This window comes from Microbacterium ginsengiterrae (assembly GCF_014205075.1).
Taxonomy (GTDB): Bacteria; Actinomycetota; Actinomycetes; order Actinomycetales; family Microbacteriaceae; genus Microbacterium; species Microbacterium ginsengiterrae.
On record NZ_JACHMU010000001.1, the window covers coordinates 1,921,210 to 1,947,745 of the forward strand.

22 protein-coding genes and 1 pseudogene are annotated in these 26,536 nt (G+C 63.6%); 7 read left to right on the forward strand and 16 right to left on the reverse strand.

All coding sequences use genetic code 11. From position 1 onward, the window contains the following. Positions 1–19 precede the first annotated feature (19 nt). The 8 genes from HD600_RS09495 to HD600_RS09530 all read right to left on the reverse strand — a co-directional run bounded on the left by HD600_RS09495 (position 20) and on the right by HD600_RS09530 (position 9,694). Complete coding sequence (locus HD600_RS09495; RefSeq protein WP_184283240.1) at positions 20–1,684, reverse strand: HNH endonuclease signature motif containing protein; 1,665 nt, start codon at positions 1,682–1,684, stop codon at positions 20–22. A 96-nt stretch (positions 1,685–1,780) separates the two neighbouring features. After that, complete coding sequence (locus HD600_RS09500) at positions 1,781–2,272, reverse strand: hypothetical protein (protein WP_184283242.1); 492 nt, start codon at positions 2,270–2,272, stop codon at positions 1,781–1,783. Positions 2,273–2,504: 232 nt separating this feature from the next. After that, the gene (locus HD600_RS09505) at positions 2,505–3,065 is read right to left on the reverse strand and encodes a hypothetical protein (protein WP_184283244.1); all 561 of its coding nucleotides are present in this window, start codon (positions 3,063–3,065) and stop codon (positions 2,505–2,507) included. A 122-nt stretch (positions 3,066–3,187) separates the two neighbouring features. Then, positions 3,188–4,951, reverse strand: a complete 1,764-nt coding sequence (locus HD600_RS15200; protein WP_184283246.1) for a DUF4012 domain-containing protein — start codon at positions 4,949–4,951, stop codon at positions 3,188–3,190. A 42-nt stretch (positions 4,952–4,993) separates the two neighbouring features. Further along, positions 4,994–6,433, reverse strand: a complete 1,440-nt coding sequence (locus HD600_RS09515) for a sugar nucleotide-binding protein (RefSeq protein WP_184283248.1) — start codon at positions 6,431–6,433, stop codon at positions 4,994–4,996. A gap of 4 nt (positions 6,434–6,437) precedes the next feature. After that, positions 6,438–7,436, reverse strand: a complete 999-nt coding sequence (rfbB, locus tag HD600_RS09520; protein WP_184283250.1) for a dTDP-glucose 4,6-dehydratase — start codon at positions 7,434–7,436, stop codon at positions 6,438–6,440. Continuing rightward, positions 7,433–8,305 carry a glucose-1-phosphate thymidylyltransferase RfbA gene (rfbA, locus tag HD600_RS09525; RefSeq protein ID WP_184283252.1) on the reverse strand — a complete coding sequence of 291 codons (873 nt, stop codon included), beginning with the start codon at positions 8,303–8,305 and terminating at the stop codon, positions 7,433–7,435. Before rfbA ends, rfbB begins: the two co-directional genes overlap by 4 nt. A 66-nt stretch (positions 8,306–8,371) precedes the next feature. Beyond that, entirely contained in the window at positions 8,372–9,694 is a 1,323-nt protein-coding gene (locus tag HD600_RS09530; RefSeq protein WP_184283254.1) for a nucleotide sugar dehydrogenase, read from the reverse strand. Positions 9,695–9,765: 71 nt separating this feature from the next. On the opposite strand from HD600_RS09530, the gene HD600_RS09535 reads away from it, so the two are divergent. Further along, positions 9,766–10,260, forward strand: a complete 495-nt coding sequence (locus tag HD600_RS09535) for a DUF4916 domain-containing protein (protein ID WP_184283256.1) — start codon at positions 9,766–9,768, stop codon at positions 10,258–10,260. Positions 10,261–10,262: 2 nt separating this feature from the next. On the opposite strand, the gene HD600_RS09540 is transcribed toward HD600_RS09535, so the two are convergent. The 3 genes from HD600_RS09540 to HD600_RS09550 form a co-directional block, all read right to left on the reverse strand. Beyond that, a complete protein-coding gene (locus tag HD600_RS09540; RefSeq protein ID WP_338402206.1) occupies positions 10,263–11,246 on the reverse strand; it encodes a GDP-L-fucose synthase family protein in 984 nt (327 codons plus the stop codon). Next, on the reverse strand, positions 11,243–12,274 hold the full coding sequence (gene gmd / locus HD600_RS09545; protein ID WP_184283258.1) for a GDP-mannose 4,6-dehydratase: 1,032 nt from the start codon (positions 12,272–12,274) through the stop codon (positions 11,243–11,245). Before gmd ends, HD600_RS09540 begins: the two co-directional genes overlap by 4 nt. 312 nt (positions 12,275–12,586) lie before the next feature. After that, positions 12,587–13,522 (reverse strand): glycosyltransferase, encoded by a 936-nt coding sequence (locus HD600_RS09550; RefSeq protein ID WP_184283260.1) that lies wholly within the window; start codon positions 13,520–13,522, stop codon positions 12,587–12,589. 424 nt (positions 13,523–13,946) lie between these two features. Between HD600_RS09550 and HD600_RS09555 the strand changes: the two genes are divergently transcribed. The 4 genes from HD600_RS09555 to HD600_RS09570 all read left to right on the forward strand — a co-directional run bounded on the left by HD600_RS09555 (position 13,947) and on the right by HD600_RS09570 (position 18,123). Next, a complete protein-coding gene (locus HD600_RS09555) occupies positions 13,947–14,801 on the forward strand; it encodes a glycosyltransferase family 2 protein (protein WP_184283262.1) in 855 nt (284 codons plus the stop codon). A 280-nt stretch (positions 14,802–15,081) separates the two neighbouring features. Continuing rightward, a complete protein-coding gene (locus HD600_RS09560; protein ID WP_184283264.1) occupies positions 15,082–15,426 on the forward strand; it encodes a DapH/DapD/GlmU-related protein in 345 nt (114 codons plus the stop codon). Beyond that, positions 15,426–16,595 (forward strand): glycosyltransferase family 4 protein, encoded by a 1,170-nt coding sequence (locus tag HD600_RS15260; RefSeq protein ID WP_184283266.1) that lies wholly within the window; start codon positions 15,426–15,428, stop codon positions 16,593–16,595. Before HD600_RS09560 ends, HD600_RS15260 begins: the two co-directional genes overlap by 1 nt. Positions 16,596–16,680: 85 nt before the next feature. Beyond that, positions 16,681–18,123 carry an oligosaccharide flippase family protein gene (locus tag HD600_RS09570; RefSeq protein WP_277816229.1) on the forward strand — a complete coding sequence of 481 codons (1,443 nt, stop codon included), beginning with the start codon at positions 16,681–16,683 and terminating at the stop codon, positions 18,121–18,123. A gap of 687 nt (positions 18,124–18,810) precedes the next feature. On the opposite strand, the gene HD600_RS09575 is transcribed toward HD600_RS09570, so the two are convergent. The 3 genes from HD600_RS09575 to HD600_RS09585 all read right to left on the reverse strand — a co-directional run bounded on the left by HD600_RS09575 (position 18,811) and on the right by HD600_RS09585 (position 22,867). Then, a complete protein-coding gene (locus tag HD600_RS09575) occupies positions 18,811–20,310 on the reverse strand; it encodes a sugar transferase (protein ID WP_184283270.1) in 1,500 nt (499 codons plus the stop codon). A gap of 121 nt (positions 20,311–20,431) precedes the next feature. Further along, positions 20,432–21,301, reverse strand: coding sequence for a hypothetical protein (locus HD600_RS09580; RefSeq protein ID WP_184283272.1), 870 nt, complete (start codon positions 21,299–21,301; stop codon positions 20,432–20,434). A gap of 72 nt (positions 21,302–21,373) precedes the next feature. Further along, positions 21,374–22,867, reverse strand: coding sequence for a tyrosine-protein kinase domain-containing protein (locus tag HD600_RS09585; protein ID WP_184283274.1), 1,494 nt, complete (start codon positions 22,865–22,867; stop codon positions 21,374–21,376). A gap of 82 nt (positions 22,868–22,949) precedes the next feature. On the opposite strand from HD600_RS09585, the gene HD600_RS09590 reads away from it, so the two are divergent. Then, the gene (locus tag HD600_RS09590) at positions 22,950–23,702 is read left to right on the forward strand and encodes a CPBP family intramembrane glutamic endopeptidase (protein WP_184283276.1); all 753 of its coding nucleotides are present in this window, start codon (positions 22,950–22,952) and stop codon (positions 23,700–23,702) included. A gap of 58 nt (positions 23,703–23,760) precedes the next feature. On the opposite strand, the gene HD600_RS09595 is transcribed toward HD600_RS09590, so the two are convergent. Continuing rightward, positions 23,761–25,101, reverse strand: a complete 1,341-nt coding sequence (locus HD600_RS09595; protein ID WP_184283278.1) for an O-antigen ligase family protein — start codon at positions 25,099–25,101, stop codon at positions 23,761–23,763. Positions 25,102–25,420: 319 nt separating this feature from the next. On the opposite strand from HD600_RS09595, the pseudogene HD600_RS15205 reads away from it, so the two are divergent. After that, positions 25,421–25,534: pseudogene (locus HD600_RS15205) on the forward strand (CPBP family intramembrane glutamic endopeptidase); the annotation flags it as partial. Here HD600_RS15205 and HD600_RS09600 read toward each other — a convergent pair. Further along, a complete protein-coding gene (locus tag HD600_RS09600) occupies positions 25,531–26,502 on the reverse strand; it encodes an acetylxylan esterase (protein WP_184283280.1) in 972 nt (323 codons plus the stop codon). The pseudogene HD600_RS15205 and the gene HD600_RS09600 overlap by 4 nt on opposite strands. Positions 26,503–26,536: the final 34 nt, after the last annotated feature.

A 26,536-nucleotide genomic window follows, 5' to 3' on the forward strand; every position in this document is an offset into this window, starting at 1 on the left:
GACGCCTGCAGGCCGTTCGTCAGGCGGGCTGCAGCTCCCCGGCGCGGTCGCGAGCTCGAGTCGGAGCGGTGGCGGGCATACTTCTCCAATGCGGCCACTCGGGTGGCGGATCCCATGCCCAGCGCAGCGGCGACCGGCTCGTGAGAGCGATCGGCTCCGAGGTGGCAGGTTCGGTTGCGCCGTGACTCTGGCCACCGCCACCCTCACCGCTCCCTCTCCGCCCGGGCGGATGGAGCATGAACGGGCCGAGGTCGTCTCGGGTGATCTTCCATCCGTTGTTGTGAAGCAGCATGTGGTGATGCCGGCACAGCAGGATGCCCCGGTCGAGGTCGGTGCGACCGTCGTCGTCGAGCCAGTGGTCACAGTGGTGCGCTTCGCAATAGGAAGCGGGAACCCGGCACTCCGGGAACATGCACCCTCCGTCACGCACCGCCAGCGCCACCCGCTGACGTGACGTGTAGAGCCGCTGCTCCCGACCGACGTCGAGAGGGTTGCCGTTGCCGTCGACGCGCACACTGCGACTGCCGACGGTGCAGAGGTTCCGGTCGACCACCGTGCCCGGGAGCGCGTCGCCGCCGTCTTCGAGGTGCGCGGTGGCGAGCATCCGACCGAAGGCGTCGTGCGCCCCGGTGGCTCCGTCGATCGTGACGATCCGGATCCCCGGCTGCCGCGCACCGAACACATCGGACGCACTCGCCAGTGCCCCGGCGCGGAGAATGTCCATGAACAAGTCGTAGGCGATCTGATCGTTCGTGCGGGCATCGTCCACGAGCGCGCTCGCCGCAGCACGTTCGTCTTCGGTCATGAACCGCGGCCCGCCGCGACGCGGACGCAGAGCCGCATCGCGAATCGAATCGAGCCACGCCGCCGTCTCATCGTCGGAGACGATGTGCGTGTGATGCGCGCCGTCGGCGTTGCGCCACGACCGCCAGGACCGCTGAGCGTACGACTGCTCGAACCGCTCCTGCACCCCCTCGGGGTCGAGCGTGTCGCGCACCTGCCTCGCCCGCCGCACCAGATCTTCCACCGACATCTCGCCCGCTTCGCCGACGAGCTGGGCCGCGGCGAGAGACCACACCTCGGTCGTCGACTCACTCGGAACCTCGTCCTCGCCGCGCACCGGAGGCTGCCCCAGCCCCCGGAAGATCGCATCATGCTGCGCCGTCGTGACCCTGCCCTCGAACAGTGCCCGGCGCAGCGGTTCGTGCCACGGCATCCGCACGTCCGCCGCCCGCCCCGAACCGCCCGACCCCGCACCCGCACCGAACAGCCCGCCCGCATCGCCCGAGTCGCCCGCATCACCCGCGAGACCCCCACCGACAGCATCGCCAGGCTGACCACCGACGCGATCGCCCCCACCGCCCCCAACGAACGCACCACCCGCCGCCGCATCCGCCCCCTCCGACAGGCTCTCGCCCAACCGCACGGCACGCGCAGCATCCGCCCGCGTTCCACCGACGATCGACTGCACGAGCGCGACCGCGTTCCGCTGCCCGCGCGAGGCGGCCAACCCGGAGTGCCCGTCTTCGCGCCGCGACCGCTCGGCGACCACGCCGGCGCCGACCGTCAGCATCCGCTCTGCGCAGTGCGCGATCTTCGCCGCATCCGCCATGGCATCGACGATCGCTTCGTCGTCGAGCCCGCGCATGACCGTCAGCAGCGCGTCGATCTCGACGTCGCCCATGCGCGATTCGAGCCCGAGAAGGACTTCGCGTAATTCGCTGAAAATGGCCATACTTCATAGTGGCAGGGGCCACTGACATTCGAACAGAAGTGCGAGCTACCGAAGCACCTCGACCAGCACCACCCACGACATGACGATCGCGGCGACGACGGCGAGCAGGCATCCCACCGCGGTCAGGACGAGTCCGACAGGGCTCCCGGCGATGAGCGCGACGCCGGCGGCGAGATATCCGGCGACCGGCAGGAATCCGAGAACGGCTTTCGCGCCGCGCGCACGCTGCTCTGGATCGTTGTCGCGAATGAGAACCCGCATCGCATGCACCGCGAACATCCCGGCGGCGACCGCGCAGACGAGCAGGATGATGCCGTACCAGGTGAGGTCCAACCGCGGCACGAGACCGAGGGCGGATGCGACGAGCGCCAGCACGAGCGCGGCGATGGCTGCGCCCAACCGAGCGGTGAGAGTGCCCGCGCGGATGATCTTGTCGATGTTCACACTCGCCGCGACGATGACGAGTCCGGCGAGGGCCGCGCTCGCCCCGGCCATCGCGACGTTGAAGTCGCTCCACTCGCCCAGGGCGCCTGTCATGCGCTCACGATACTCCTGCGCGCGAGGCCGGCCACAGAGATCGCAAGACCGCAGATGAGAACGGATGCCGCACGCACCAAGACCCTGAAAGAGACGGATGCCGCACACACCAAGACCCCCCCGAGACCGAGACCCCCCCCAGACCGCAAGCCCCGAGAAACCACCGAACACCCGAGACCAAACCAAAGCGGCCGCAACCCCCGAAGGAGTTGCGGCCGCTGAAGTACTTCGGTCAGGCTGCGTTCTTGTTGCGACGCACGGTGCTCGCAACAGCGATGCCACCACCGACGAGCAGCAGGGCGCCGCCGCCGACCCAGAGGGTCAGCAGTGCGTCGCTGTTCGCACCCGTGGCGGGCAGGCTGCCGTCGCCCGAGCCGGCGCCGGCGTCAGAACCGACGCTGACCGTGGCCGAGACGCCGACAGGGTTGCTCGGCGACGTGGCGACGACCGTGTAGGTGCCCGACGCGTTCGAGGGCAGCTGGATCTGCGCGGAGACGTTGCCGTCGGCGTCGGCCTCGACCGTGCCGAGGTTGTTCGTCTCGACGGCGAACTTGACGAACGCCAGCGAGGCGCCCGACGCGTTCTCGCCGGTGAGCGTGAAGCTGACGGGCTCGAGGCCGTCGAACGGGCTGGCGGTGGTGAAGAACGTGAACGTTCCGCCCGGTGCAACGGTCGTGCTGGAAACCTCACCCGTGGGCGAAGGCGTGTAGGCAGAAGCTGCGGTCGGAACGGCGAACATGGCGCCGGCGACGATTGCCGCGATGGCTGCAGCCTTGGTGATAGAGCGCTTCATATAGTCCCCCTCGGACTAGTCATTCAAATTTTTGTGAAGGCCCGCAAGACGCGTACCCGTTTTCCCCCGGTCGTATCGAAACCTTTCGGCGTCGACATCATGCCTCTCGAATCTAGGGAAGTTCATAGGTTTCCGCAAACGGAGATGCCCTCATTCGCGTTAATTGTTGGTGTCAACCGTGTAACGATCTCCGTGGTCGGCGGAGCGGTCACCGTCACATCGAGGCTCAACTCGGCGCCTGGTGCCAGCTGTGTGGTCCAGGTGAGCACCTGCCGGCCGTCGTCCATCCCGCCGCCCAGGGGCGCGGATTCCTCGCTGCCCGCAAGGGTCGCCGAGACGAGCTCGGCCCCGGCGGGCAGGTAGATGTACGAGACGGTCTGCACCTCGCCGGGCGGCACTCCGAAGTTCCCGCCACCGGTGATGTAGCTCGGGAGGTTCGCCGCATCCGCCGGGGCGTTGTTGCGAAGTGTGACACGCAGCGTGGCCTCGCCGGGGGTGCACCACTCGGCACCGGCATCCGCCTGCATGTAGTAGTCCATCTTCGAGCCGGTGCCGTCGTTGAGATACACGCCGAAGTCGGTGGTGCCGGCATCCAGGGGCGCCCGAACACCCTGCAGGGTCGTGCCGTCGAGGATGGCCTGCTCCTCCGGGACGGCGTTCCAGACCATGAGGCGGTCCTCTTCGCCGGCGCGACTCAGCGCGGCGACGAGCGTGGCGGGGTCGACCCCTCCGTCGGTCAGCGCATCGAAGACGGATGCCGCGGCGACCGCGAAGAACGCATCCTGCTCGGCGGGGTCCTCGTACCGCAGGTACACCTCGTTGAGCAGCAGCTGCACGGCGTTGTCGCTCGTGAGCTCATCGCCGGTCGGCAGCGCGATGGGCCCGGTGGCGTCGAGCAGGTACGACAGCGCGACGGGGTCGAGCGAGAGCACGCCGTCGATCGCGATGCCCGTCTCGCGTTCCCACATCGCCTCGATGATCGGCGCGTCGCGGGTGAAGTCGGGCATGAGCGTGACGTTCTGCACGTACGACGCCGGCCGCTCGCTGAAGAGGCGGATCTCATCGTCCGTCATCGGCACGACCGGTTCGTCGTAGCGCGTGAAGTCCGACGACGATGCCTGACTTTCGAGCGAGATCTTGCCGTTCTCGGTGTGCACGAGCACCATGGCGCCGACGATGCCGCCGAGCGAGCGCCACTCGGCGTTGTTCTGGAAGATGAGCAGGTAGTTGCGCGGCCCGTCAGCCCCGAGCATGGCGGGCATGAGCGTCGTGGCGCGGTTGAGCGCGTCCGCCGCTCCGTACGCCTGCGAGAGCAGCGCCCCGACCTCGTCGACGGCCTCACGAACCGGGCGGACGAGAGGCCGCTGGTCGATACCGTCGATGACCGAGGCGGCGGCGCCCAGTCCGGCTGCGCCCTCGGATGCCGCGCCGTCGAGCGCGTCGAACACGGTGAGGTCGATCGCCCCGTTCTGCGGGCGGATGCTGTCGAGTGAGAACGACCCGGCGACAGACGCCAGCGGCGTCAGCGACTGCGAGGCCACGTCGTCGAGCGCGCTCGCAACAGTGGAGACGGCCGCGAGCTGCGGGCCGATCCAGGGGAGCAGCTCGCCCGCCTTCCAGACGACGTCGCTCGTCAGCTCGTGCGCGGTGGAGGTGTCGGCGGACACCTCGCGGATGAGTTCGGAGGCGGTCGCAGGGGCGGCGAGAGCGGATGCCGCGTCTGCCGCCGTCGCTCGCGCATCGTTCAGGTGCTGGTAGGCGAGGAAGCCCCGGATGCCGATCCAGAACGTTCCGAGAACGGCCAGGAGCAGGATGCCGCCGAGGATCCACGCGGTGACCCGTCCGGCACGTCGTCGCCGCTGTGCGGACAGGCTCTCAGAACTCACCCTGCCACGATAGCTGGCGTGGCGACCGCGCGCCGTCACCGGTCACTCTGCTCCTGAGCGTTCGCCGGAACCGGCGAGATACGCAGCCAGCCCTGCGTCGACGTCGCCGGGGACGAAGCCTGTCGCGGTGATCTTGGTGAGGTCGAGGACGCTGTTGAGGGGTCGCGGTGCCACCGGTGTCGTCGCCCCGGCGAAGTACTCGACCGTCGTGACGTCACTCACACGTGCCGGGTCGTGGCCGGCGAGGCGGAACACATCGCGGGCGATGTCGGCCCAGGATCGTGCCCTGCCGGAGCTGGTGACGTTGTAGGTGCCGTAGGGGGCGCGGGCCGTGAGGAGGTGGGTGATGGCGGCGGCGATGTCGTCGGTGAAGGTCAGTCGTCCGATCTGGTCAGAGACGACTTTCGGGTCGATGCCGCGCTCTGCGAGGGAGGCCATGGTGCGGACGAAGTTGTTCCCCTCGCCGATCACCCAGGAGGTGCGGGTGATGTAGTGGCGTGCGGCGGTGGCGGCGGCGATGTCGCCGGCGGCTTTGGTCTGGCCGTACACGCCGAGCGGGCTGAATGCGGCGTCTTCGGTGTAGGCGCCGTCGGCGGTGCCGTCGAAGACGTAGTCGCTGGAGATGTGTACGAGGGTGATGCCGTGCTCGTCTGCGATGCGTGCGAGGGTGGCGACGGATGCGGCGTTGGCCTGCCATGCGGCTGCGCGGCCCTCGGGGGTCTCTGCGGTGTCGACGGCGGTGTATGCGGCGGCGTTGATGATGGTGCCATAGTCGCGCCACCGGCGGGCGGTGGCGAGGTCGCCCGTGGTGACGTCGAGGTCGGCCCTGGTGGCGTATTCGATGTGTGCCGCGTCGCCGAGGGTGGCGTGCAGGGCGCGGCCGAGCTGGCCGCCGGCTCCGAGGACGAGGGTCTTGCGCGGGGCCACCGGAGTGACGTCGGCGAGCCCCGGATGAGCTTTGTCCTTGGCAGAGATCTCCACCTCGGTGAGCGGGATGGGCCAGTCGATCGCGGCGGTCTCGTCGGCGAGGTTGAGGAAGGCGTATTCGGCGTCGGGGGACCAGTGGTCGTTGGCGAGGTACGTGTACGCGGTGTCGGCCTCGAGGGTCTGGTACGAGTTGCCGACCCCTCGTGGGACGAAGATCGCCGTGGAGGGGTCGATCTCGGCCGTGAACACGGCACCGAAAGTTGGCCCCTCGCGGAGGTCGACCCAGGCGCCGAAGATACGGCCGGTCGCGACGGACACCCATTTGTCCCACGGTTCGGCGTGGATGCCGCGGGTGGTGCCGATCGCGTCGTTGAAGGAGATGTTGTTCTGCACCGGCCCGAAGTCGGGGAGCCCGAGGGCGGTCATCTTCTCGCGCTGCCAGTTCTCCTTGAACCACCCGCGGGAATCGCCGTGGACGGGCAGGTCGAACACCACCAGGCCTGGGATGGGTGTCGGCGTCGCTGCGAGGGGTTTGCTGAACTCGATCTCGCCCACGCGCCTACTGTCCCTTCGAGGCGTAGAAGGCTTCGGTGGCGTCCTTCGCCGGCGCCCACCAGGCCTCGTTCTCGCGGTACCAGGCGATCGTGGCGGCAAGGCCCGACTCGAAGTCGGAGAACTGCGGCGCCCAGCCGAGCTCCTCGCGCAGCTTGCGGGAGTCGATCGCGTAGCGCAGATCGTGGCCGGCCCGGTCGGTGACGTGATCGTACGCGTCGCGGGGCTGACCCATCGTCTCGAGGATCAGCTCGACGACGTCCTTGTTGCTGCGTTCGCCGTCGGCACCGATGAGGTAGGTCTCCCCGATACGCCCCCGCTCGAGGATCGTGAGGACGGCGGAGGAGTGGTCGTCGGCGTGGATCCAGTCGCGCACGTTCTCGCCGACGCCGTAGAGCTTCGGGCGGATGCCGCGGAGGACGTTGGTGATCTGACGGGGAATGAACTTCTCCACGTGCTGGTACGGGCCGTAGTTGTTCGAGCAGTTCGAGATCGTCGCCTGCACCCCGAAGGAGCGCACCCATGCTCGCACGAGCAGGTCACTGCCGGCCTTGGTCGACGAGTACGGGGAGGACGGGTTGTACGGGGTGTTCTCGGTGAACCGCTCCGGGTCGTCCAGTTCGAGATCGCCGTAGACCTCGTCGGTGGAGATGTGGTGGAACCGCGTCCTGTGCACGCGTGCGGCTTCGAGCAGCGTGTACGTGCCCACGATGTTCGTGTCGAGGAAGGGGCGAGGATCGTTCAGCGAGTTGTCGTTGTGCGACTCCGCCGCGTAATGGACCACGGCGTCGACGTCGGCGAACAGCTCGTCGACCAGGGCGGCGTCGGTGATGTCCCCGTGCACGAAGGTGACCCGGTCGGCGGGGAGCCCGTCCAAGGACTGCCGGTTCCCGGCATAGGTGAGGGCGTCGAGGACCGTCACCTGGTGGTCGGTGTGGTCGATGACGTGGTGGACGAAGTTGGAGCCGATGAACCCGGCACCACCGGTCACGAGCAGACGCATCATCGGTTCGGTCGCTGAAGAAGGTCGAGCAGGTACGACCCGTACCCGGATTTCAGTATCTTCTGCGCGCGATCGTGGAGATCGTCGTCGCTGAGATGTCCCAGTCGCCAGGCGACCTCTTCCGGCATCCCGATCTTCATGCCCGTGCGTCGTTCCATCGTGCGGACGTAGTCGGCGGCGTCGGTCATCTGGTCGAACGTCCCGGTGTCCAACCACGCGGTTCCGCGGGGGAGGACCTCGACGTGCAGGCTCCCGCGCTCGAGATACGCGCGGTTCACGTCGGTGATCTCGTACTCTCCTCGCGCCGACGGCGTGAGGTTTCGCGCGATCTCGACCACGTCGTTGTCGTAGAAGTACAGCCCCGGCACCGCGTAGTTGCTCCTCGGATTCGCCGGCTTCTCCTCCAGAGACACCGCGCGACCGTCGTCATCGAACTCCACAACGCCGTACGCCTGCGGCTCGGCGACCCAGTACGCGAAGATCGCACCACCGTCGATGTCCTTGAACCGCGACAGACGGCTGCCCAGCCCCGGACCGTAGAGCAGGTTGTCGCCGAGGACGAGCGCGACGGAGTCATCACCGATGAAGTCCGCGCCGATCGTGAACGCCTGCGCCAACCCGTCCGGAGACGGCTGCTGCGCGAACGTCAGGGTGATCCCGAACTGCGACCCGTCGCCGAGGAGCCGTTCGAACTGCGCCGCGTCATGCGGCGTCGTGATCACCAGGATGTCTCGGATGCCCGCGAGCATGAGTGTGGACAGCGGGTAGTAGATCATCGGTTTGTCGTACACCGGGATCAACTGCTTCGAAATCCCCAGTGTTATCGGATGCAGTCGCGTGCCGGACCCGCCGGCAAGAATGATGCCCTTCACGAATCTTCCGTTCCCCTATACGGACTATTCGGTGAGCGTAGCGCTATTCGGCGCTGAGCGCGCCCCCTACGGTCGACCCATTCCGTAGTACGTCCAGCCGGCGGCGCGCCAGGCGGCGGCATCCAGGCAGTTGCGGCCGTCGATGACGATGGTTCCGGCGGTGAGCGAGGCGGCGTGCTCGGGTGAGAGCTGGCGGCGGTATTCGTCCCACTCGGTGACGACGACGACCGCATCGGCTCCGCGGAGGGCCTCGTCACGGTCCTCGACATACGTGAGCTGCGGATGCTGGCGCCGGGCGTTGTCGAGCGCCTCTGGGTCGGTGACGGTGACGTCGGCGCCCAAGCCGCGCAGGCGTACGGCGACGTCGAGGGCGGGGGAGTCGCGGATGTCGTCGCTGTGCGGCTTGAAGGCCGCGCCGAGCACGGTCACCTTCTTGCCTACGACGTCGCCGTCGAAAGCGTTGACGACGAGGTGTACGGCGCGCTCGCGGCGACGCAGGTTGATCGCATCGATCTCGCGCAAAAACGACACGGACTCACCGCGGCCGAGTTCTTCGGCGCGGGCGGAGAAGGCACGGATGTCTTTGGGCAGGCAACCGCCGCCGAAGCCGATGCCAGCCCCGAGGAATTTCCGACCGATTCGAGCATCGTGACCGATTGCATCGGCGAGCTGCGTGACATCCGCGCCGACCGTCTCGGCGATCTCGGCCATGGCGTTGATGAACGAGATCTTCGTGGCGAGGAAGGCATTGGCCGACACCTTGACGAGCTCGGCAGTCGGGAGGTCCATCACGATGAACGGCGTCTGCTTGGCGACTGCCGTGTGATACACCTCGCGCAGTACCTGCGCCGCAGCGCTCGCCTCGAGGCCGTCCGCCGGCGCGTCCGCCACGCCGACGACCAGGCGGTCGGGGTCGATCGTGTCCTGCACGGCCCAACCCTCACGAAGAAACTCGGGGTTCCACACGAGGGTCGCGCCGGTGGCCTCGATGCGCGGGGCGAGTTCGGCAGCTGTCCCGACGGGAACGGTCGACTTGCCGGCAACGATGTCGCCTGGGCTCAGGTGAGGGAGGAGGGCGTCGACCGCAGCGTTGACATACGTGAGGTCGGCGGCGTACCCGTCCTTCTTCTGTGGAGTTCCGACTCCGATGAAGTGCACCTTGGCGCCCTTGGCCGCAGCCATGTCGGTCGTGAACCGCAGGTCGCCCGAGGAGATTCCCTCAGTGAGGATCTCGGGGAGACCGGGCTCAAAGAATGGTGCTTCGCCCTTAGACAGCGAAGCGACCTTGCGCTCGTCGACGTCGATTCCGACGACCTCGTGCCCGATGGATGCCATCGCGGCGGCGTGCACCGCACCGAGGTAACCACAACCGATGACTGAAAGTTTCACTGCGCTCCTTCTGTTGGACCCATCATGCATATCAGAGTGTTGTTACGACCAAGGTCGTGCAGACTCGATTCATGTCTTTCTTGCCACCTGAGTTGTATGCCACTCTCGAGCGTTCCGTCCCGCTTGCCTGCGTTGATTTCGTGCCGGTGCGTGAGTCGCGAGCCGGAAGCGCCGAGGTCGGCCTCATTTTGAGAGATTCGCCGTTCGGTCAGGTGTGGTGTCATCTCGGCGGACGCATCCGTCACGGCGAGACCATCGCGCAAGCGATCCAACGGCACGCCCTGGATACTCTCTCTATCCGCGTTGACATCCCTGAGGACCCTCAACCTGCGTGGGTGTATCAGTGGTTTCCTCCGGAGGTCGCACCGGTCGTCGATTGGGCGTTCGGTACCGACCCGCGGAAGCATGCCATTGGGCTATCCTTCGTGACGTCATTGATGGGCGACCCCACGCCGCGCAACGAAGCGCTCGATTTTGAGTTCTTCAGCCTGGACGCTCTGCCAGAGCCGCTATGGCCGGGATGTGAGGACTTGCTCGGTCGGATGCTTTCCTCATCACTCAGCTGAGGTCAGCTGCGAAGGTTCGCGGCGTGATCGCGGTACCAGGCGACAGTGCGGTTCAGCCCCTCGGCAAGGTCGATCTTCGAAGTCCAACCGGCTTCCGCGAGCTTCGACACGTCGAGAAGCTTCTGCGGGGTGCCGTCTGGCTTAGAGGTGTCCCATTCGGTCTCGCCCTGATACCCGACGACGTCAGCAATCGTGTCGGCGATCTCACGGATCGTCACGTCGGTGCCAGTACCAACATTGACCTGTTCGGGTCCGTCGTAATGCTCCATGAGGTGCAATACCGCGTCTGCCATGTCGTCGGAGTGTAGGAACTCACGGCGAGGGGTTCCGGTCCCCCAATTCGTCACAGACGTACTGCCCGAGCGAGCTGCCTCGTCATACCGACGGATCAGCGCCGGGAGTACATGCGAGCCCTTCGGCGAGAAGTTGTCGTTTGGCCCGTACAGGTTCGTGGGCATCGCAGAAATCCACGGAAGCCCGTACTGACGACGGACGGCCTGAACGTTCATGATCCCCGCGATCTTGGCAATCGCGTACGCGTCGTTAGTGGGCTCGAGGTGACCCGTCAGCAGTGAATCTTCACGGATCGGCTGTTCGGCGAACTTGGGGTAGATGCAGGACGAACCAAGGAACGCAACGCGTTCGACGTCGTTGGCGAGTGCTGCGTCGAGGACGTTCGACTGGATGCGCAGGTTGTCGCTCAGGAAATCGACCGGATAAGTGCTGTTCGCCAGGATCCCTCCAACCTTGGCTGCAGCGAGCACGATGTACTTGGGCTTGATCTCACCCAAGTAGTCGAAGACGTCATCCCGGTTCTTCAGGTCCAGCTGCGCGGATGTCTTGCCGACGATGTTCGTGAAGCCGGACGACTCGAGCTTGCGAACGATCGCGGACCCGACGAGTCCGCGGTGACCCGCAACGTAGAAGGTGGCGTCACGGTCGAGCTCCTGGGGCGTGTAATCGACGCCGTCGCTGGCTTTCGTCACTTCTTGCTCCAGGATTCGAGCGAAACGGTGTCGATCCAATGTCGTCCCTCGTGCTCGAGGGCGGCAACGTCTGCATCGACCATCAGCTTCGCGAGAGCGAAGCCGTCGACCGTCGGCGTCCAGCCCAGCTTCTCCTGCGCACGCGAGGAGTCGCCGATAAGGGCGTCCACTTCGGTCGGACGCAGATACCGTTCATCGAACTTGACGAACTCCTGCCAATCCAGACCGACGTGCTCGAACGACGTGGTCAAGAAGTCCTTGATGGTCATCCCGACCCCGGTCGCCAACACGTAGTCGTCCGGCTGATCGACCTGCAGCATGCGCCACATGCCTTCGACATATTCGGCGGCATAACCCCAGTCGCGAACCGACTCGAGGTTACCGAGGTACAGGTCCTTCTGAACCCCGGCCTTGATGCGCGCCACGGCGCGAGTAATTTTGCGGGTGACGAAAGTTTCGCCTCGACGAGGTGACTCGTGGTTGAACAGGATGCCATTCACCGCGAACATGTCGTAAGCCTCACGGTAGTTCTTGGTGATCCAGTAGCTGTAAAGCTTGGCTGCGGCGTATGGCGACCGCGGATAGAACGGGGTTGTCTCGCTCTGCGGGGGAGGGGTCGCTCCGTAGAGCTCGGATGACGACGCCTGATAGAAACGCGTGTCGATCCCAGACAGCCGCACGGCTTCAAGGAGTCGGATCGTTCCAGTGCCTGTCGTGTCGGCCGTGTGCTCTGGCTCGTCGAAGGAAACCCGCACGTGCGATTGCGCCGCGAGGTTGTAGACCTCATCGGGATTGATCTCAGCCATCAGCGTTACGAGGCGCGCACCGTCGCTGAGGTCGCCGTAGTGCAAAAACAGCTTTGCATTCGGGTCATGAGGGTCGACGTACAGGTGGTCGATACGAGCAGTGTTGAACGTGGATGCGCGGCGGATCAAGCCGTGGACTTCGTACCCCTTGGCCAGCAACAGTTCAGCGAGATACGAGCCGTCTTGGCCCGTGATGCCGGTAATGAGTGCGCGCTTAGCCACGGAGTCTCCCCTTTTGGTGGACAGGATTGTCAGACGCGGTATAGACGCCTCGCAGGTCAGCTTAGTAGAGAGTTCAAGATGCTTCGGCGCCAGCGGGCAAGCACCTTCGGCCGGGCGGAGAACTCGGAAAACGGATGCCTCGGCGTCAGTTCAAGGGACGATCGGAAACACGCAATCCGCAGGTATGCGCGTTCAAGGCTCGCACGCAACGGAGAGGTCCTCGAGGTGGCTCCTGTGGAGAAAGCGGTGCGGTGCCAGTGGGCTCACCGTCCTCGAAGCAGAGCCTGCTCTACCTACTCGGCCGCTCCTACGTCAGTGGGTTGCTTCTCTTCTCCTCGACAGGATGAAGAATCCGCGTTCGAGGATCGAGCGGGGGATCGCGCCGGCCAAGCCCAGGCTCAGGCTCTGGACTGAGGGCCATCTCCGTCGACGGAGCGCGAATACCACGCACGCGCGGATACCCGAGAGAGAACGAGCTTGCAGCGCGTACCGCAGCGTTTGGCCAGCGACAAAATCGACCGCCGTGGTTGCGGACCAATCTGCACTGACGTCTTGCACCCATTTCAGCGATTCCCGCCATCTTGCGCCCGCGGATATTGATCCCGGGCTTCCAACCGCGATTCGCGCGACTGAAGCTTCGACCTGGATCACCTTCGCGCCGGCACGTTGGGCGCGTACGAGGAAATCCCAGTCCTGATGTCGAGGGAGGTCCGTCTGCCATCCGACCTCTTCCGCGAGATCGCGCGGTAGGAGGATTGTGGAGGTGAATATCGATGCGCGCCCAGCAACGGGACCTCGACGGCGAAACAGATAGTCTTCTACTGGGCCTGATGCATACGCCTGTGCTGGGATCGCGTCGGTCACAGATCCGGAATTTGAAACCTCGACCACCTTGCCAGTGACAAGAACCGGGGGCGAGTCGACGGGTACCGCGGCCAGTTGAAGCTCGAGCTTCTGAGACTCCCACTGATCGTCGTCGTCGAGGTAAGCGATCCATTCGCCCCTGGCCTTCGCAGTGCCGAGTTGGCGTGCGTACCCGCCGTTGCGGACGCCGCCTGTGTAGACGACCTGGTCCTGAGGCGTGAGAAGTGGATTGCGCACCGGGGTCGTAGCCGGAGTCGGCTCTGGCGCGTCAATAACGATGACAATCTCAATGTCTTGACGAGGGAAGGTCTGGCCATTGACCGACTCGATCGCCCGATCCAGCGACGACCGACCGGTCGTCGGAATCACGACGCTGACTAGCACGGTTCCTCATTTCTAATACGCATTGGCCGTTGTCGACCGGGCTGCGCCAAGAGTACATCGGCTAACGAACACATTCCGGCCACGGCCGCGCGTCGGCTGCCGTACTCACAGACGATTGTGCCGGACTCAACCCCGTCATCGGGGCCGACTCTGCAGCGGAACTTGACTATGCATCTGACGCGGGTCTCTAGCTGATGATAAAAGGATTCTCAGCACCCGATCGGTCGGACAGCGCGTGCGCCATGAGGCAGAGACATCGAGGACGGTGCGGATCTAGGCCGCTGGTACGCTGACTGACTGGGTGCCTCCGGCGCTCGCGATGCAAATTCCGAGTGCGCGATTGAGCGTGGATACCACCCACGCTCAATGTGGCGCATCGATTCATAAAGAACCGCTGAGATCGTCAGACAGTGAAGGCGCCCCAATGACCCGGCAGACAATCAGAATCCACGCGATAGCCGCCGTGCGGAATCGTCGAGACACGACACGGCAGGCGCTGCAGTATCTCGCCGACCGGCGCTGCGGTTCGTCATACTCTCTCTCCGCCACCGTCGTCGACGACGGATCAACCGATGGAACCCCAGAGATGTTGCGATCAGAATTTCCATGGATCGAGGTCATCCAGGGCGACGGATCACTTTACTGGGGAGCTGCAATGAGGCGGGCGGAGGCCGCTGCACTCTCGAAAGACCCGGACTACCTGCTATGGATCAATGATGACGCCCAGTTGTTTGAGTCGGCGATTGATGACCTTCTGCGGGTGATAGAAGCGGCCAACGGTGATGCGATCGCGGTTGGCGCTTTCCAGTCGACGCACGGTTCTGGCGATACCACGTACTCGGGCGTCGTTCGTAACGACAAATGGGGGTTCATGCGGTTGCGGCAGGTCGATCCGACTGGAACTGCACTCCCGGTTTCTTCGTTCAACGGAAATCTTGTTCTGTTTCCGGTTGCAGTATATCGGCGACTCGGGGGAATGAGTGTTCACTATACGCACCATTATGGCGATTTCGACCTCGGGCTACGTGCAACCGAGAGTGGGACACCCGTGTTGTTGGCCCCCAATTACGTGGGCCAAACTGATCGCAATACCGTGAAGGGGACGTTTCAAGACTCGAGCCTCCCCCGTCGCCAGCGCATCGCACTACTGTTCGGACCAAAGGGCTACCCGTTCCGGGAAAAGCTCCAATACTTGAAGTCTCACGGAACCCCGATGTGGCCGGTCCAACTAGTTTCGGTTCACGCCTTATACCTTCTAAAAATTCTAATTGGAAAGTGATGACGTGTTCCAGTTTCGACGATCACTCCACGCTATATTGAGCCGCGTATACACGCCGATATATGTATATGCTTCACGTCTGAGAGGCATCAAGGTTGGCTCCGATGCTGCGTTCCGTGGGCTGCCATTTCTCGAACGAGAGCCTGGGTCGATCATTCAGATAGGTTCGCGCGTGCGGTTGGTTTCCACCGCGGCACTATCCGTCCTTAGCGCTTCTGGGCCTTGTGTCCTCAGAACGAAGAGTCCTGGCGCGGAGTTACGGGTCGGTGACGATGTGGGGATGACAAGTGCGTCAATCATTTGTCGGAGCAAAATCATCATTGGTTCGCGGGTTCTTTTGGGCGCAGGGGTGATCATCTCCGACAACCCTGCCCACCCTATTGATGCCATCCCGCGGCGTTACCTCCAACCACCGCGATCCAGTCCGAGCGACCATATCGTCATCGAGGACGACGTGTTTCTCGGTGCAAGAGTCGTTGTCCTTCCCGGGGTGACTATCGGCGCCGGATCCGTGATCGGGGCCGGGAGCATCGTTAGCGCGTCGATTCCGGCTGGCGTTGTTGCCGCGGGAGTGCCCGCAAAAACCCTGCGCTCGCTCCGGAGTGAAACTGAGGGATTGTCGTAATGCACATCGTCGTTGCTGGGCCGCTCAACCTGCCTCAGCTCGCAGACTTCCTCAGTCCATCTGATGGTGATCGGGCGCTTCAAGAATCAACTGGGAACGGGACAGCTCCAGGGTTGATAGTCCGGGAGTACCTGAAGCGTGGTCACCGAGTTACCGTGGTCACCTACAGGCAAGGAGAAGCAGAGGCAGAGTTCACCGGGCCCAACCTCCGAGTCCGACGGATCGATTTTTCGCGTCCTATGTGGCAACGTGCCCTCGGTCGCTGGTCGGCTGAGATCGGGGAGGTCGAATCAGCGATTCGCGACGCTGGTGCAGATGTAGTCCACAGTCAGTGGCCCTATGAGGCCGCGCTCGCGGCGGCGCGGTCAGGCGTGCCTCACCTGGCTACGATCCGCGATGCGCCGCTGACTGTCGTGAAGTCGTATCGGTCACCTATGCGGGTCATTCGCGCGACGATTGCTTACGATTTTCGACTCAGATCAGGCAAAAGTCGCCTGTCAGTTGTGTCTCCATACCTGAGGGATGCTTGGCGCCACCAAATGTTCGATCGCCGAGAGATCGACATAATTCCGAATATCGTTCCGTTGGACATGACGGCTCGTGAATCGCTCGCAACTCGGCCTACGATTCTTGAGGTTTCCGACTCCGGGACGCGCAAGAATGTCCGGAAGCTCATCCTTGCTTTCCGGCAGGTTCGTTCGGTCATTCCGGACGCGGAGCTTCGATTGGTAGGTCGCGGATTGGATGCGTCCTCGGAGATTGCGGAGTGGGCCGCGCAGCATGGAGTTGCGAACGGCGTGGTCTTCCGCGGGCCGCTTGAGCGGGATAGGATCCGGGCCGAGTATTCGCGCGCGTGGGTCCATGCTCACGCCTCCAGAGAAGAGACCTTCGGAAACACGCTCGTTGAAGCTATGGCAGCGGGGACCGCTGTGGTTGGCGGTCGAGACAGCGGGGCCGTGCCGTGGGTCTTGGATCACGGTGCAGCCGGAGAGCTTGTTGACGTCGAGGACGTTGGGTCATTCGGGGCCGCGCTTGTCGATCTGCTCTCGGATCACGACCGTCGAGCGGTGCTGGCGGCGGCGGGCCGCGCGTCCGCACGCGCTCGCTTTGGTAGCGACTCGGTTGCTGCGAGTTACGAAGAAGTTCTTGAGGGGCTCGCGCAACGATAAATGCGACCTCGATCGCGGACTGGCTGGAGCCGGACAAGCGGGCGCTGACCAGTTATTTGCAACGGACGAGTGGGGAAGTAAAGGGATGAGTGGACGCGGGAAAAGTCTTGCTCGCGGATCGGCATGGATGCTCGGTAGCCAGGCGATCACCTTCTTATCTCAATTGGTCTATGTTGCGGTCACATCGCGGCTGATCTCCGCCGCAGGTTTCGGGGCGTACGCCGTAGCAGCTTCCGTCACGGCGCTTGTTGGCTTGCTCACGAACGGCGGCATCGCCCAAGCAGCCATGCGCGCTGATAGATTGTCAGACCGAGATAGTTCTTCGCTGACCTCGATTGCCCTACTCTTGGGCGCCGGTGGTGCGGCGTTCACCGTCGCCACGGCGGAGCTGTGGGGAACGATTTGGGGTGTTCCCTCGGCAAGCCGGCTGCTCATCGCGAGTGCACCGATTCTGTTGTTGTCACCGATTTCTCTGCTTGCGCAAGGGCTGGTACGCAGGCTCGGCGGGTTCCGGCTCCTGGCTCTCGTGTCCGCATCCGTGTCAGTCGTGTCTCTGGGGATCTCCGCCGGGCTTGCAGTTGTCATGCGCGATCCGATTTCGTTGGTCATCGCGCCGGCTCTGACCATGTTCCTAACTCTGGTGGTATTGCAAGCCCGAACTAAGGCTTTGCGCCGCCCGCGAGCGCTTCAAAGGGCTGTAATAAGTCATCTCCAATTCACCTGGAGGGTGACAGTGGGTGGAATCCTTTCCTACCTAGGAATGAACCTGCCGAAGTTTTTCATTACGCGTTCCTTCGGGGCGCCTGAACTGGGGGTGTGGAATAGGGCCGAGAGCGCTGTGCTTTCGCCATTTCAGATGCTTCAGAAGGCGCTCGCACAAACGATCTATCCCGAGTTGCGCAATGTGACGAGAAGCGAAAACACAGGGAACGCCGCGAAGTTCTCGGATCTTCTGATCGTCGTCTCTTGGGTTACGGTCCTTCCGGCGGCGCTGGTCGCTGTGTTGGTCCCGCCGCTTCTTCCATTATTCCTGGGACCCGAATGGCAGCCGGCAATTCAGCTCGCTGTCGCGATGGCTATTCTTGCTGGCCTCACGGCAATGACTTCGATCCTCAGTTCCGCGCTTGAGGTGGCGGGCAAGTTCAAGGTCACATATGCGAGCCAGGTAGTGCAGATCCTCATAGTAACGACGGGATGTATCGCCATGCTCATTACTGGCGAAATTCAACTAGTGATCTGGGGGATGATCGCGGCCACCGTTATGAGGCACACTATCAACCTGACGGCCGCTTGCAGGCTCGGGTATGCCGACGCCAGGGTCCTGTCTCGGGGGTACTGGGGGGTCGCTCTTGGAGCAGTCTGTGTGGCTGCAGTGGTGGCCGGCGGCGTGCTAGTAGTTGTCCTACACGCGCCAGCTTGGATCGCCATCCTTTACGGCTTCGGAGTTGCGGGTCTCGGCGCAATCGCCTTCCTTGTTCGCGAGAGGCTTCCTCCGATCGCGCTTGCCCGGAAGTACGGCTTGATCTAGTGGTGGTTGGTTTCGTATTCAAGGCAGCTGACGGCGCTCGCACCCATGATGTGCCGTATATTGATGCCGCGCCCACGGGCCTCGGGGGCGTCAGTCACGCGGAACCCGAGTTGGACTACGTCGTCCGTTCTCCTGTGCTCCGCGCCACCCGGAGGCCGGTTAGCGAACTTCGGGCGCCGATCGTGGCGCGGGGACGCTTTTCGTATTCCACTCGGAGCTATTTCGATACCTTCCGCTCTCTGTCTTCTTGTCCTGAAGGTCACGTGCCAAGGTGCCCGGCGATGCGCGTGGCGACGTGCACAGCTGCACACCGCATCATTCAGGGCGAGCGCACGACGATCGACACAGGTTCCTCCTCGGCGGTGAGATTCCCGGGCGCGGGGGTCGGCGAGAGCCTATGCACCAGCACTCACGCCTTGGACAGGCATCCAACGGGAGAATCGCTCACAAGCGCATTCTCGCGTGAGGGCCCGTGTGCGCTCGGGTCTTAGCGCATCGAACAAGAACGGGCTTAGGTGCTCAAATGGGAACGGTCCGTAGAAAAACAAGCAGGCGATTGGGGCGCTACAAGAGGTCGCTGGCGCAAGCGAGATGCGCGTTCGTGAATAGCGTGCAATCTTTCACCCCCGAGGCCGCAAGCACTTCAGGTCTGTCACACCTGACGAGGCCACGTGCGCACGGGCATCCTCAGTGCGCAGACTCCCCGGGAGAAATAACTGCTTTCGCCGTGCGAGCAAGAATGTTGATGTCGCCCAAGACCGACCAGTTCTCCACGTAGTAGAGGTCTAGGCGTACAGCCTCTTCCCATGTTGTCTCCGATCGACCGCTCACCTGCCACAGGCCTGTGACTCCAGGGCGGGCGAGGAGTCGTCTTCGGGCGGCATCGGAGTATAGAGCTACCTCGGCCGCAATCTGTGGGCGGGGACCAACCAGGCTCATTGACCCTTGCAGAACGTTAAACAGCTGGGGCAACTCGTCCAGAGAATACTTTCGGATGAACCTTCCAACTGGCGTTATACGAGGGTCATCTTTCACCTTGAATAACGGTTGCTCGCTGGTCCCCTGGGCCTCTAGCAGTTGCTTCAGCTTTTTATCGGCCCCGGCGTGCATGGAACGGAACTTGAGCATATTGAAAGGGGCTCCATTGAGGCCGATTCGCTCTTGTTTGAAAAGTACGGGTCCAGCGCTGGTGGCTTTGACCGCAATCGCAACGGCCGCGAGAACTGGCGATGCCAGTACGATCAATACGAACCCACCAAGGATGTCCATCATTCTCTTGGTGAGACGCTGTCCGGAGGTGAATCGTGGGGTCTCAACGTGGATCAGAGGAAGTCCCGCAACCGGACGCGTATGAATTCTCGGCCCCGCGATGTCCGTGATGCTAGGCGCGAGCACTAGGTGCTGCCTTCCCGCTTGAAGCGCCCACGATATCTGCTTAACTTTGTCCGAGGGCAGATCGTCGGTGCTTGTGACGGCCACTGTGTCCGCTCCGGTCACGGAGAGGGCCTGTTCGATCGCGTCGACCGAGCCCATTATCGGAATCGATGTTCCCGGGATGGTCCCTCCCACCTCGCCAGAAGGTACGCACGCTCCGACGACTCGGTAGCCAGAGTCAGGGGAACGCTGCAACTCTGTGAGGACGCTGATCACGGACGCGTGGGAGCCAACCAGGAGAACATTCGCGCAGTACGCTCCGCGACGGCGGTTAGAGATCAGCCACTGCCGCCAGAGCCATCTCACGGTGATGAGAAGTGCTATGCCGACTGGAAGGCTGATCAGCAAGTATCCGCGGGCGACCTCTGCCCGCGTAAGGAAAGCGATGATGGCGACCGAGCCGAAAACCGCGAAGCTCGCTCTAATAACGCGTGCGTACTCCGCTGCTCCCGTCCCAATGATGCGGTGGCTGCGGGAGTCGAACAGATGCAGTGCCCACATCCAAACGACTATCAAGAGCGCCGAAAATAGCCAGTACGAGATATTGGGCAAGCCGAAGAAGTTGTCAGTTGGTACGGACGCGCTCCCCACTCCGAGCCAAGCGATCTGCGTACCGTAGACGACCCAGATGAGCGCCAGTAGGTCGGTAACTGCCAAACTCCGAGCAAGCCTCCGCCTCCAGTCGAACCAAGGAGAGGCGCGGTGTGCGTAGTTGGGTTTCGAACCCGCGCCCTTCATGCTTGAACTCGCCATCGAAACTCTTTGCTGCGATTTTGTCGCGTCGGTTCGATTCGTCGACGTCACCTTAGTCCTTAACAAAGTTCTCGTGCATGTCCCTCTGTCGGGAGGTTATCAGACTGAGGCAGTGGTGAAATCATCCGTCGTCAAGACCCGCCGTGGCCCACTCGTCGCCGGACCAAACCAGAGCTTGATCGCTCGTCACCTCGATCGCGATCGGGCCCGTCGGGCTGGCGAGCGTGACGCAGCTCGACGGTGTCTCCGGGATCACGACGCCACGAGAGACACGGGTGATTGTAATCCCGTCACAAGACCGGGAGCGGTGTGCCACTACGGCATCCTCCCCGACGACGTCGACAGCTAGAGCCTCGCTAGGGAAGATTCGGGCCCAATCGCCGCCTCTAACTAGCAAATGTGCTGCGTCGCCGCACATGACAGCGGTTAGGTCTTCGTTGGTGCGCATACCGTGGCTTCCCCGGCATGGCGCACTCACTGATCCTTGAGGCGACACGAAGATGTCTGGATCTTCGGGGTTAACATACTCGGCGTCGCGCAGAGCGTCGGGATATGACTCCCAGAATTGTCCCTGTGTGAAGGTGCGCAGCAGCTGCACCTCACAGCTTTCGCCCACTAGGGCGATGATCTCGGCCTCGCCGTCTGCGAAGGGGGCCACCGCGAGGAGCTGCTTGATGGCCAGATAGTTTGGCGTGACGTCGGCCCACGTAAAACCCCCGTCGATGGACCGCTCCAGCAAAGGCTCCGCGGACCCGCAACGACCCGCGATACCTCGCCAGAGTACATCCCCGGTTGAGGTTAGGAACCGTTCCGTCGCGCGATCGTATATGGGCGTCTCTGGGGCTGTGGCGCTCGGCGTCGGAGAGGGAGTCGCTGGGGCGGATGCCGACGGCTTGGTGGTCGGTGCGGGCTTCAGGATCTCCGGTAGCGTGCGCACGTGGTAAAACGCGAGAACCGTCAGAGCAATTGCCGCTATTCCGATAGCTGCCACCAGAGAACCGTACAGCCATGTTCGAGGCCTGACTGGCATCGTTTTTCCACTCGTTGTAGAGGTAGATGCGGCTCAGCGGGGGTTGAGCAGCTCGTCGAAGGTAGCCGACGGGTCGTCGGGTGGCTGGGTCTCACGACCGCGTGATTTAGTCTTGCCGCTCCTAGACTCCGTGCGCTTGGGTTTGACCGTTTTCTTGGGCTCCGCGTTGTATACGCCGTACCCTCCGTAGCCGTACCCGTACCCGTAGGTGTAGGCGTCTGCGCCCTTCGTCGGCACCATGGTCATGACAACGCCGGCCACCTTCGAACCCACGGTCTCGAGTGCTTCGAAGGCGCCGTCGAGCTGATGGGTCGTGGTCTTGCCGACGGCGACGACCATTATGGCTCCTGACGTCGCACGCGAGAGGACAGCGGCGTCTGTGACAGGAAGCAGCGGGGGCGCGTCGCACAGTACGACATCGAACTCCTGCCCCAAAGCTTCGAGCAGCTTTTGCATCCTCTCTGAGCCCAACAGTTCGCTCGGATTCGGCGGGATCTTGCCTGCAGGTAGCACATACAGAGAGCGGCCGCCCCACGGCAACAAAACATCGGCCACCCGTGCGCGACCAATCAGTACATCGGTGAGTCCGGTGCCGCCTTCGATTCCGAGGTACTCCGCAACCTTCGGCTTTCGCAGATCGGTGTCGAGTAGGGCAACGCGTTTGCCGCTATCGGCGAGGGCGATCGCAAGGTTGATCGTCGTGGTCGACTTGCCTTCGGTCGGGATGCTCGAGGTGACGACGAAGGTGTGACCGCCGTCCATCTCGAGGAACTGTAGGTTGGTGCGCAGCGCACGGAAGGCCTCCGAGCGAGGGTTTTGCGGATCGGCCTGTAGGATGATGGGCCGTTCCTTCGTCTTAGGGTCGTGCGGGATAGCCCCGATAAGCGGTCGATTGGTGAGTGACTCGATGTCACGCGGCGAACGGACACGATTGTCGAGCACGGTCCGAAGAATCGCGACGCCGACTCCAAGTGCTAGTCCGATGAGCACGCCGAGCGCGACGTTGAGCGCAACGTTGGGGCTTACCGGTTCGAATGAAGCGAGGGCATCGCGGACGCGGGTGAGCTTGATCGGTGCCTCCTGCCCAGCCGGCGTATCGATTCGTTCGACGGCTGCGGCGAGGCTGTCTCCTAGAGCATTTGCGATTTCCGCTGCCTGAACGGGATCGCCATCCTGCACCGTGATCTCGATCAGGGTGCTGTTGAGAGGGCTCGAAGACTTCACTCTCGCAGCCAGCTCGCTAGCAGACGAGTTTAGGTTCAGCTCCGTGATCACTGGATTCATCACTACGGGTTCCCGCACGAGGCTTACGTAGGTAGTGATGCGCGCCTGGGCAAAGTTCGAACCCTGCTGCAGTTCAGCGGCGGTTCCGCCCCCCTGTGATTGGACGAAGACGACGGCCTGCGACTCGTACATCGGCGTGCGGGTAAGTGAGTATCCGGCCGCCGCGGCAAGCCCGATCAGCGTCGTCGCCAGGATCACCAGCCAGTTCTTCCGAAGGGTGCGGATGTAATCGCTGAGCTCCATGGTGCCTCTCGTCGGTTCTCGGTGCGCGGTTCATTGTCGCACAGCTGTTCGGTGCTTTCGTTTCGCCGATACGCTGTTCGGGATGTCCTACTCCGCTGCAGCCTCATCGACCAGAGCCGCTCGTATGGGCAGCCGGCGCCGCCCATGGTGGCGCGGCGGCTCGTCCGTCCGTCGCTGGAGCATCGACATGCTCGGCTGGGCGCTCGTGGCGCTGGGGGCCGGATTGCTCGGCGGTGCCCTGCTTGGTGGCCTGCTTGGAACAGTGGTGTTGTGGGTGGCCCTCCTCGTCCCGATCGTGCTCGCGTACCGGAGAGGAATCCCACGCGGGCTGCTGGTCTTCCGGGCCGTCGACTTGATCTACGGGGTCGTGCTCGGGACCATCTTGCGGCTGGCGCAGGGGCTGCTCGCCAACGCCTTCGGTGGATCAGGTGCGCTTCCTTCCTATCCGTCACTGGACGGAATGCTTCCCGCTGGCTGGTGGCTGGAAGATCTGCTCGGCGGCGCGATGGTTGCGCCGGTTATCGAAGAATTCTTCTTTCGCGGGTTCCTCCTTATTGTCATCTTCACCCTTGTCCGACGACTCGCTGGCGCACACCGTGCAGCCATCGGACTGGGAGCCGTCGTCGGGGTAATTGCGTCGACCGCCGTATTCGTGCTCACGCACGCGCTCACGGCGGCGCAACACACGTCTGACCTGATCGGCCTTACATTGGTTGGCCTTGTCTGCGGCGCGCTCGTTGTCACGACGGGCCGTATCTTGCCCGCTGTGCTCGTGCACGCGATCTATAACGCAAGTGGCGTCCTGCTTGCGGTCGCGGGAACGCTTCTGGGATGACCATCTGGTGGCTGCGACAACACGACCGAGGCTTCGCATCTCCTAGGGGCGGGAGCGACTAGCCCGTGGGGGAGCCGGCCAAGATGTGGGCCCCGTCGGAAGGTCGACCAGATTGGTCCGGTGAGGTGTGGTCGCGGCCGGCGCTCAGGAAGATAGGTAGGACCAGTAGCGCAGGAACCATCCCGATGTTGGCGCCCCACATGTGCGGGCTCAAGAATATCTGGGTGGTGTAACTCGCTAGCAATATCACGAGCGTACCGGTGTATAACGGGTGGGAGCGGTGACGGAACGCGATCTTTGCGAGGCAGATCGTCAGCGCGAGCATCAGTGCAAGTCCGACGAGGCCACCTTCTGCGAGCGCCTCTAGCAGTTGGTTATGGGCATGGGCGAGGTTAGCTTGCAGCAGCGGGGAGTCGGATGATTCGCGGAAAGCGACTGGCCCCCATCCGTAGATTGGTCGTTCCGGGAAGTAAGTAAACACGAGGTCCCAAACTCGGAACCGCCCATTGGTGGCTACATCAGATGTCAACGTGGACGTGTCGTCTTGCAACCATTCTTGACCCAAGATCAGGACGACCGCGGCCACCGGCGCGACCAGTGTGGCCCGGAGGAGACGCCGACGCCCGTTCATTATGAAGAGAACGAGCAGAAGAATGGCGAGGCTTAGGAATGCGTTCCGCGCTTCGGTGAGAGCGAGAGTGGCAAGAGCCGAGGCGATATGGATCGCCCTGCGCCTGACCTCGGTTGTCAGGGAGATGACCAGTACAACCAGCGCGACGAACGCCAAGAAATTGGGATGACCGGCGACGCCGCTGAGTCGGTGAGTAAGTGGTCCAAGAGAAAGTCGCCGAGCGTCCTGATTGGTGGTTCCGAACGCGATGCTCGGGGCGACCACCGCAAGGGCGAGGCTCACATATACGACCCCTGCCGCGCACCGAAAGACTAGAGCCTGAATCTGTTCGCGTGTCGCGCCGCTCCGCTGCGTGATCACCACAAGCGCCGGCAGTATGCCGAGCGACACCGCGGGGTTTAGGTAGGTCAGAATGGAGTACCCGTTCAGGGCAAGGGATACCCAGCCGGTGACGGCAATCAGGAGCGTGATCAGCAACAGTCCTTGGCCGGGTGAGCCATCGGGGCGGCGGGCGACGAAGGTCGCTATGCCTATGGCGACGAACACAGCAGCGGTCGCAAAGCTCAGCGCACTCAGTGTTGCTTCGGAGATACCCAGACGCGTACCCGTCGTAGCGAAGCATCCGAGCGCGACGGCGCCACCGAGCACGACCGAAAGCATACGGTATCCGTTAAAGGTCCGTCGGGTTGAGAACGCGATGTAAACAACTAGCCATATCCCGCCCACTGCGGCGAGACCGAGAAACAGGAGCGGGTCGATGGAAGGCATTACGGCAGGTGCGCGGGGGTAGAGGCGGCGGCAGTCACTGGCAGGGTGATGGATGCCGTGCGGCGACGAACGCGCCGGCGCGGCTCGTGTCGCGCGACCGCCTCAGCTCTTTTCCGCTCGGCCCTGGACCGGGCCTGGCGGTGAATCCGTAGTTCGTCGCGGCTCATGCCACTGAGGCTATCGGATATGCCCGGACAGGATAGGCCGCACTGTGCCGACCTCGCGTCCGCTGTGTGCGTCAATCACGATGATGACCCGCCGGGACCGCGATCGGTGCGACGAGGTTCAGCGCACCGATCGGTAGAGCGTTCACGGGCTTGTCTGCGGCACACTCGTCGTGACCACAGGCCGTATCTGGCCCGCCGTCCTCGTCCATGTCGTCTACAACGGCAGTGGCGTTCTGCTCACTGTCGCCGGAACGATGCTCGCCTAAGCCTCGAGCCGAGAAGCGAGCCACCCGGCCTGACGCACCCAGTGCGCGTGCTGACCGCCCTCGTGCCCGTTGAACGAATAGACCTCGATCTCGGCATCCTGCGACGCGACATGATTGAACGCTGCGAAGACGCTTGACGGCAGCACGATCCCGTCCATCAGCGCCACCGAGAACAGTGCGGGCTGGGTCAGGCGTTGCGCGAAGTTCACCCCGTCGAAATAGGAGAGAGTCTGGAACGCTTGCTCGACGCGGTCGCGATGGACGGCCAGGTAGCGCTCGATCTCCCGGTACGGGTTGTCGGGAGTCAGCTCGACCGACCGACGGAAGTGGCACAGGAACGGCACGTCGGGCATCGCCGCGAACACCTCGCCGTGCAGCGCCGCCGCAGCCAGCGTGATGCCGCCGCCCTGGCTCGCACCGGTCACGCTGACCCGAGCGGCGTCGACGAAGGGGAGGGATCGCACCGCATCCACCGCCATCACGGCATCCGTGAACAGGCGCCGATAGTAGTACTGCGCGGGATCGAGGATGCCCCGCGTCATGAAGCCCGTCGTCGCGCCGTCCGAACCATGCGGATCCGGAGTGTCGCCGCCGGAACCCCAGTTCGACCCCTGACCGCGCGTGTCCATGAGGACGTGAACGTAACCGGCGCTCGCCCACTGCAGGCGTTCGCCGGCGATCCCGCGGCCTCCGCCGTAACCGATGTACTCCACGATCGCTGGGAGCGCGGCGTGGGTGCGCGGACGCGTCACCCACGCCCGGATCGGCTCGCCTCTGAACCCCGAGAACGTGAGGTCCTCGACGATCAGCTGCGTGATCGGCGTCTCCGCCGGCGCGAGCACCGGGTCGGTCGCCGCAGCGCGGGACTCCGCGATCGTCGACGCCCAGAAGTCGTCGAAGTCGGCGGGAGCAGCCACGTCGGGGCGGTAGGAGCGGAGGTCTTCCAGGGGCATGTCAGTCAGCGGCACCCGGTCAAAGTACCGCATGTCACGCATGTTTCGA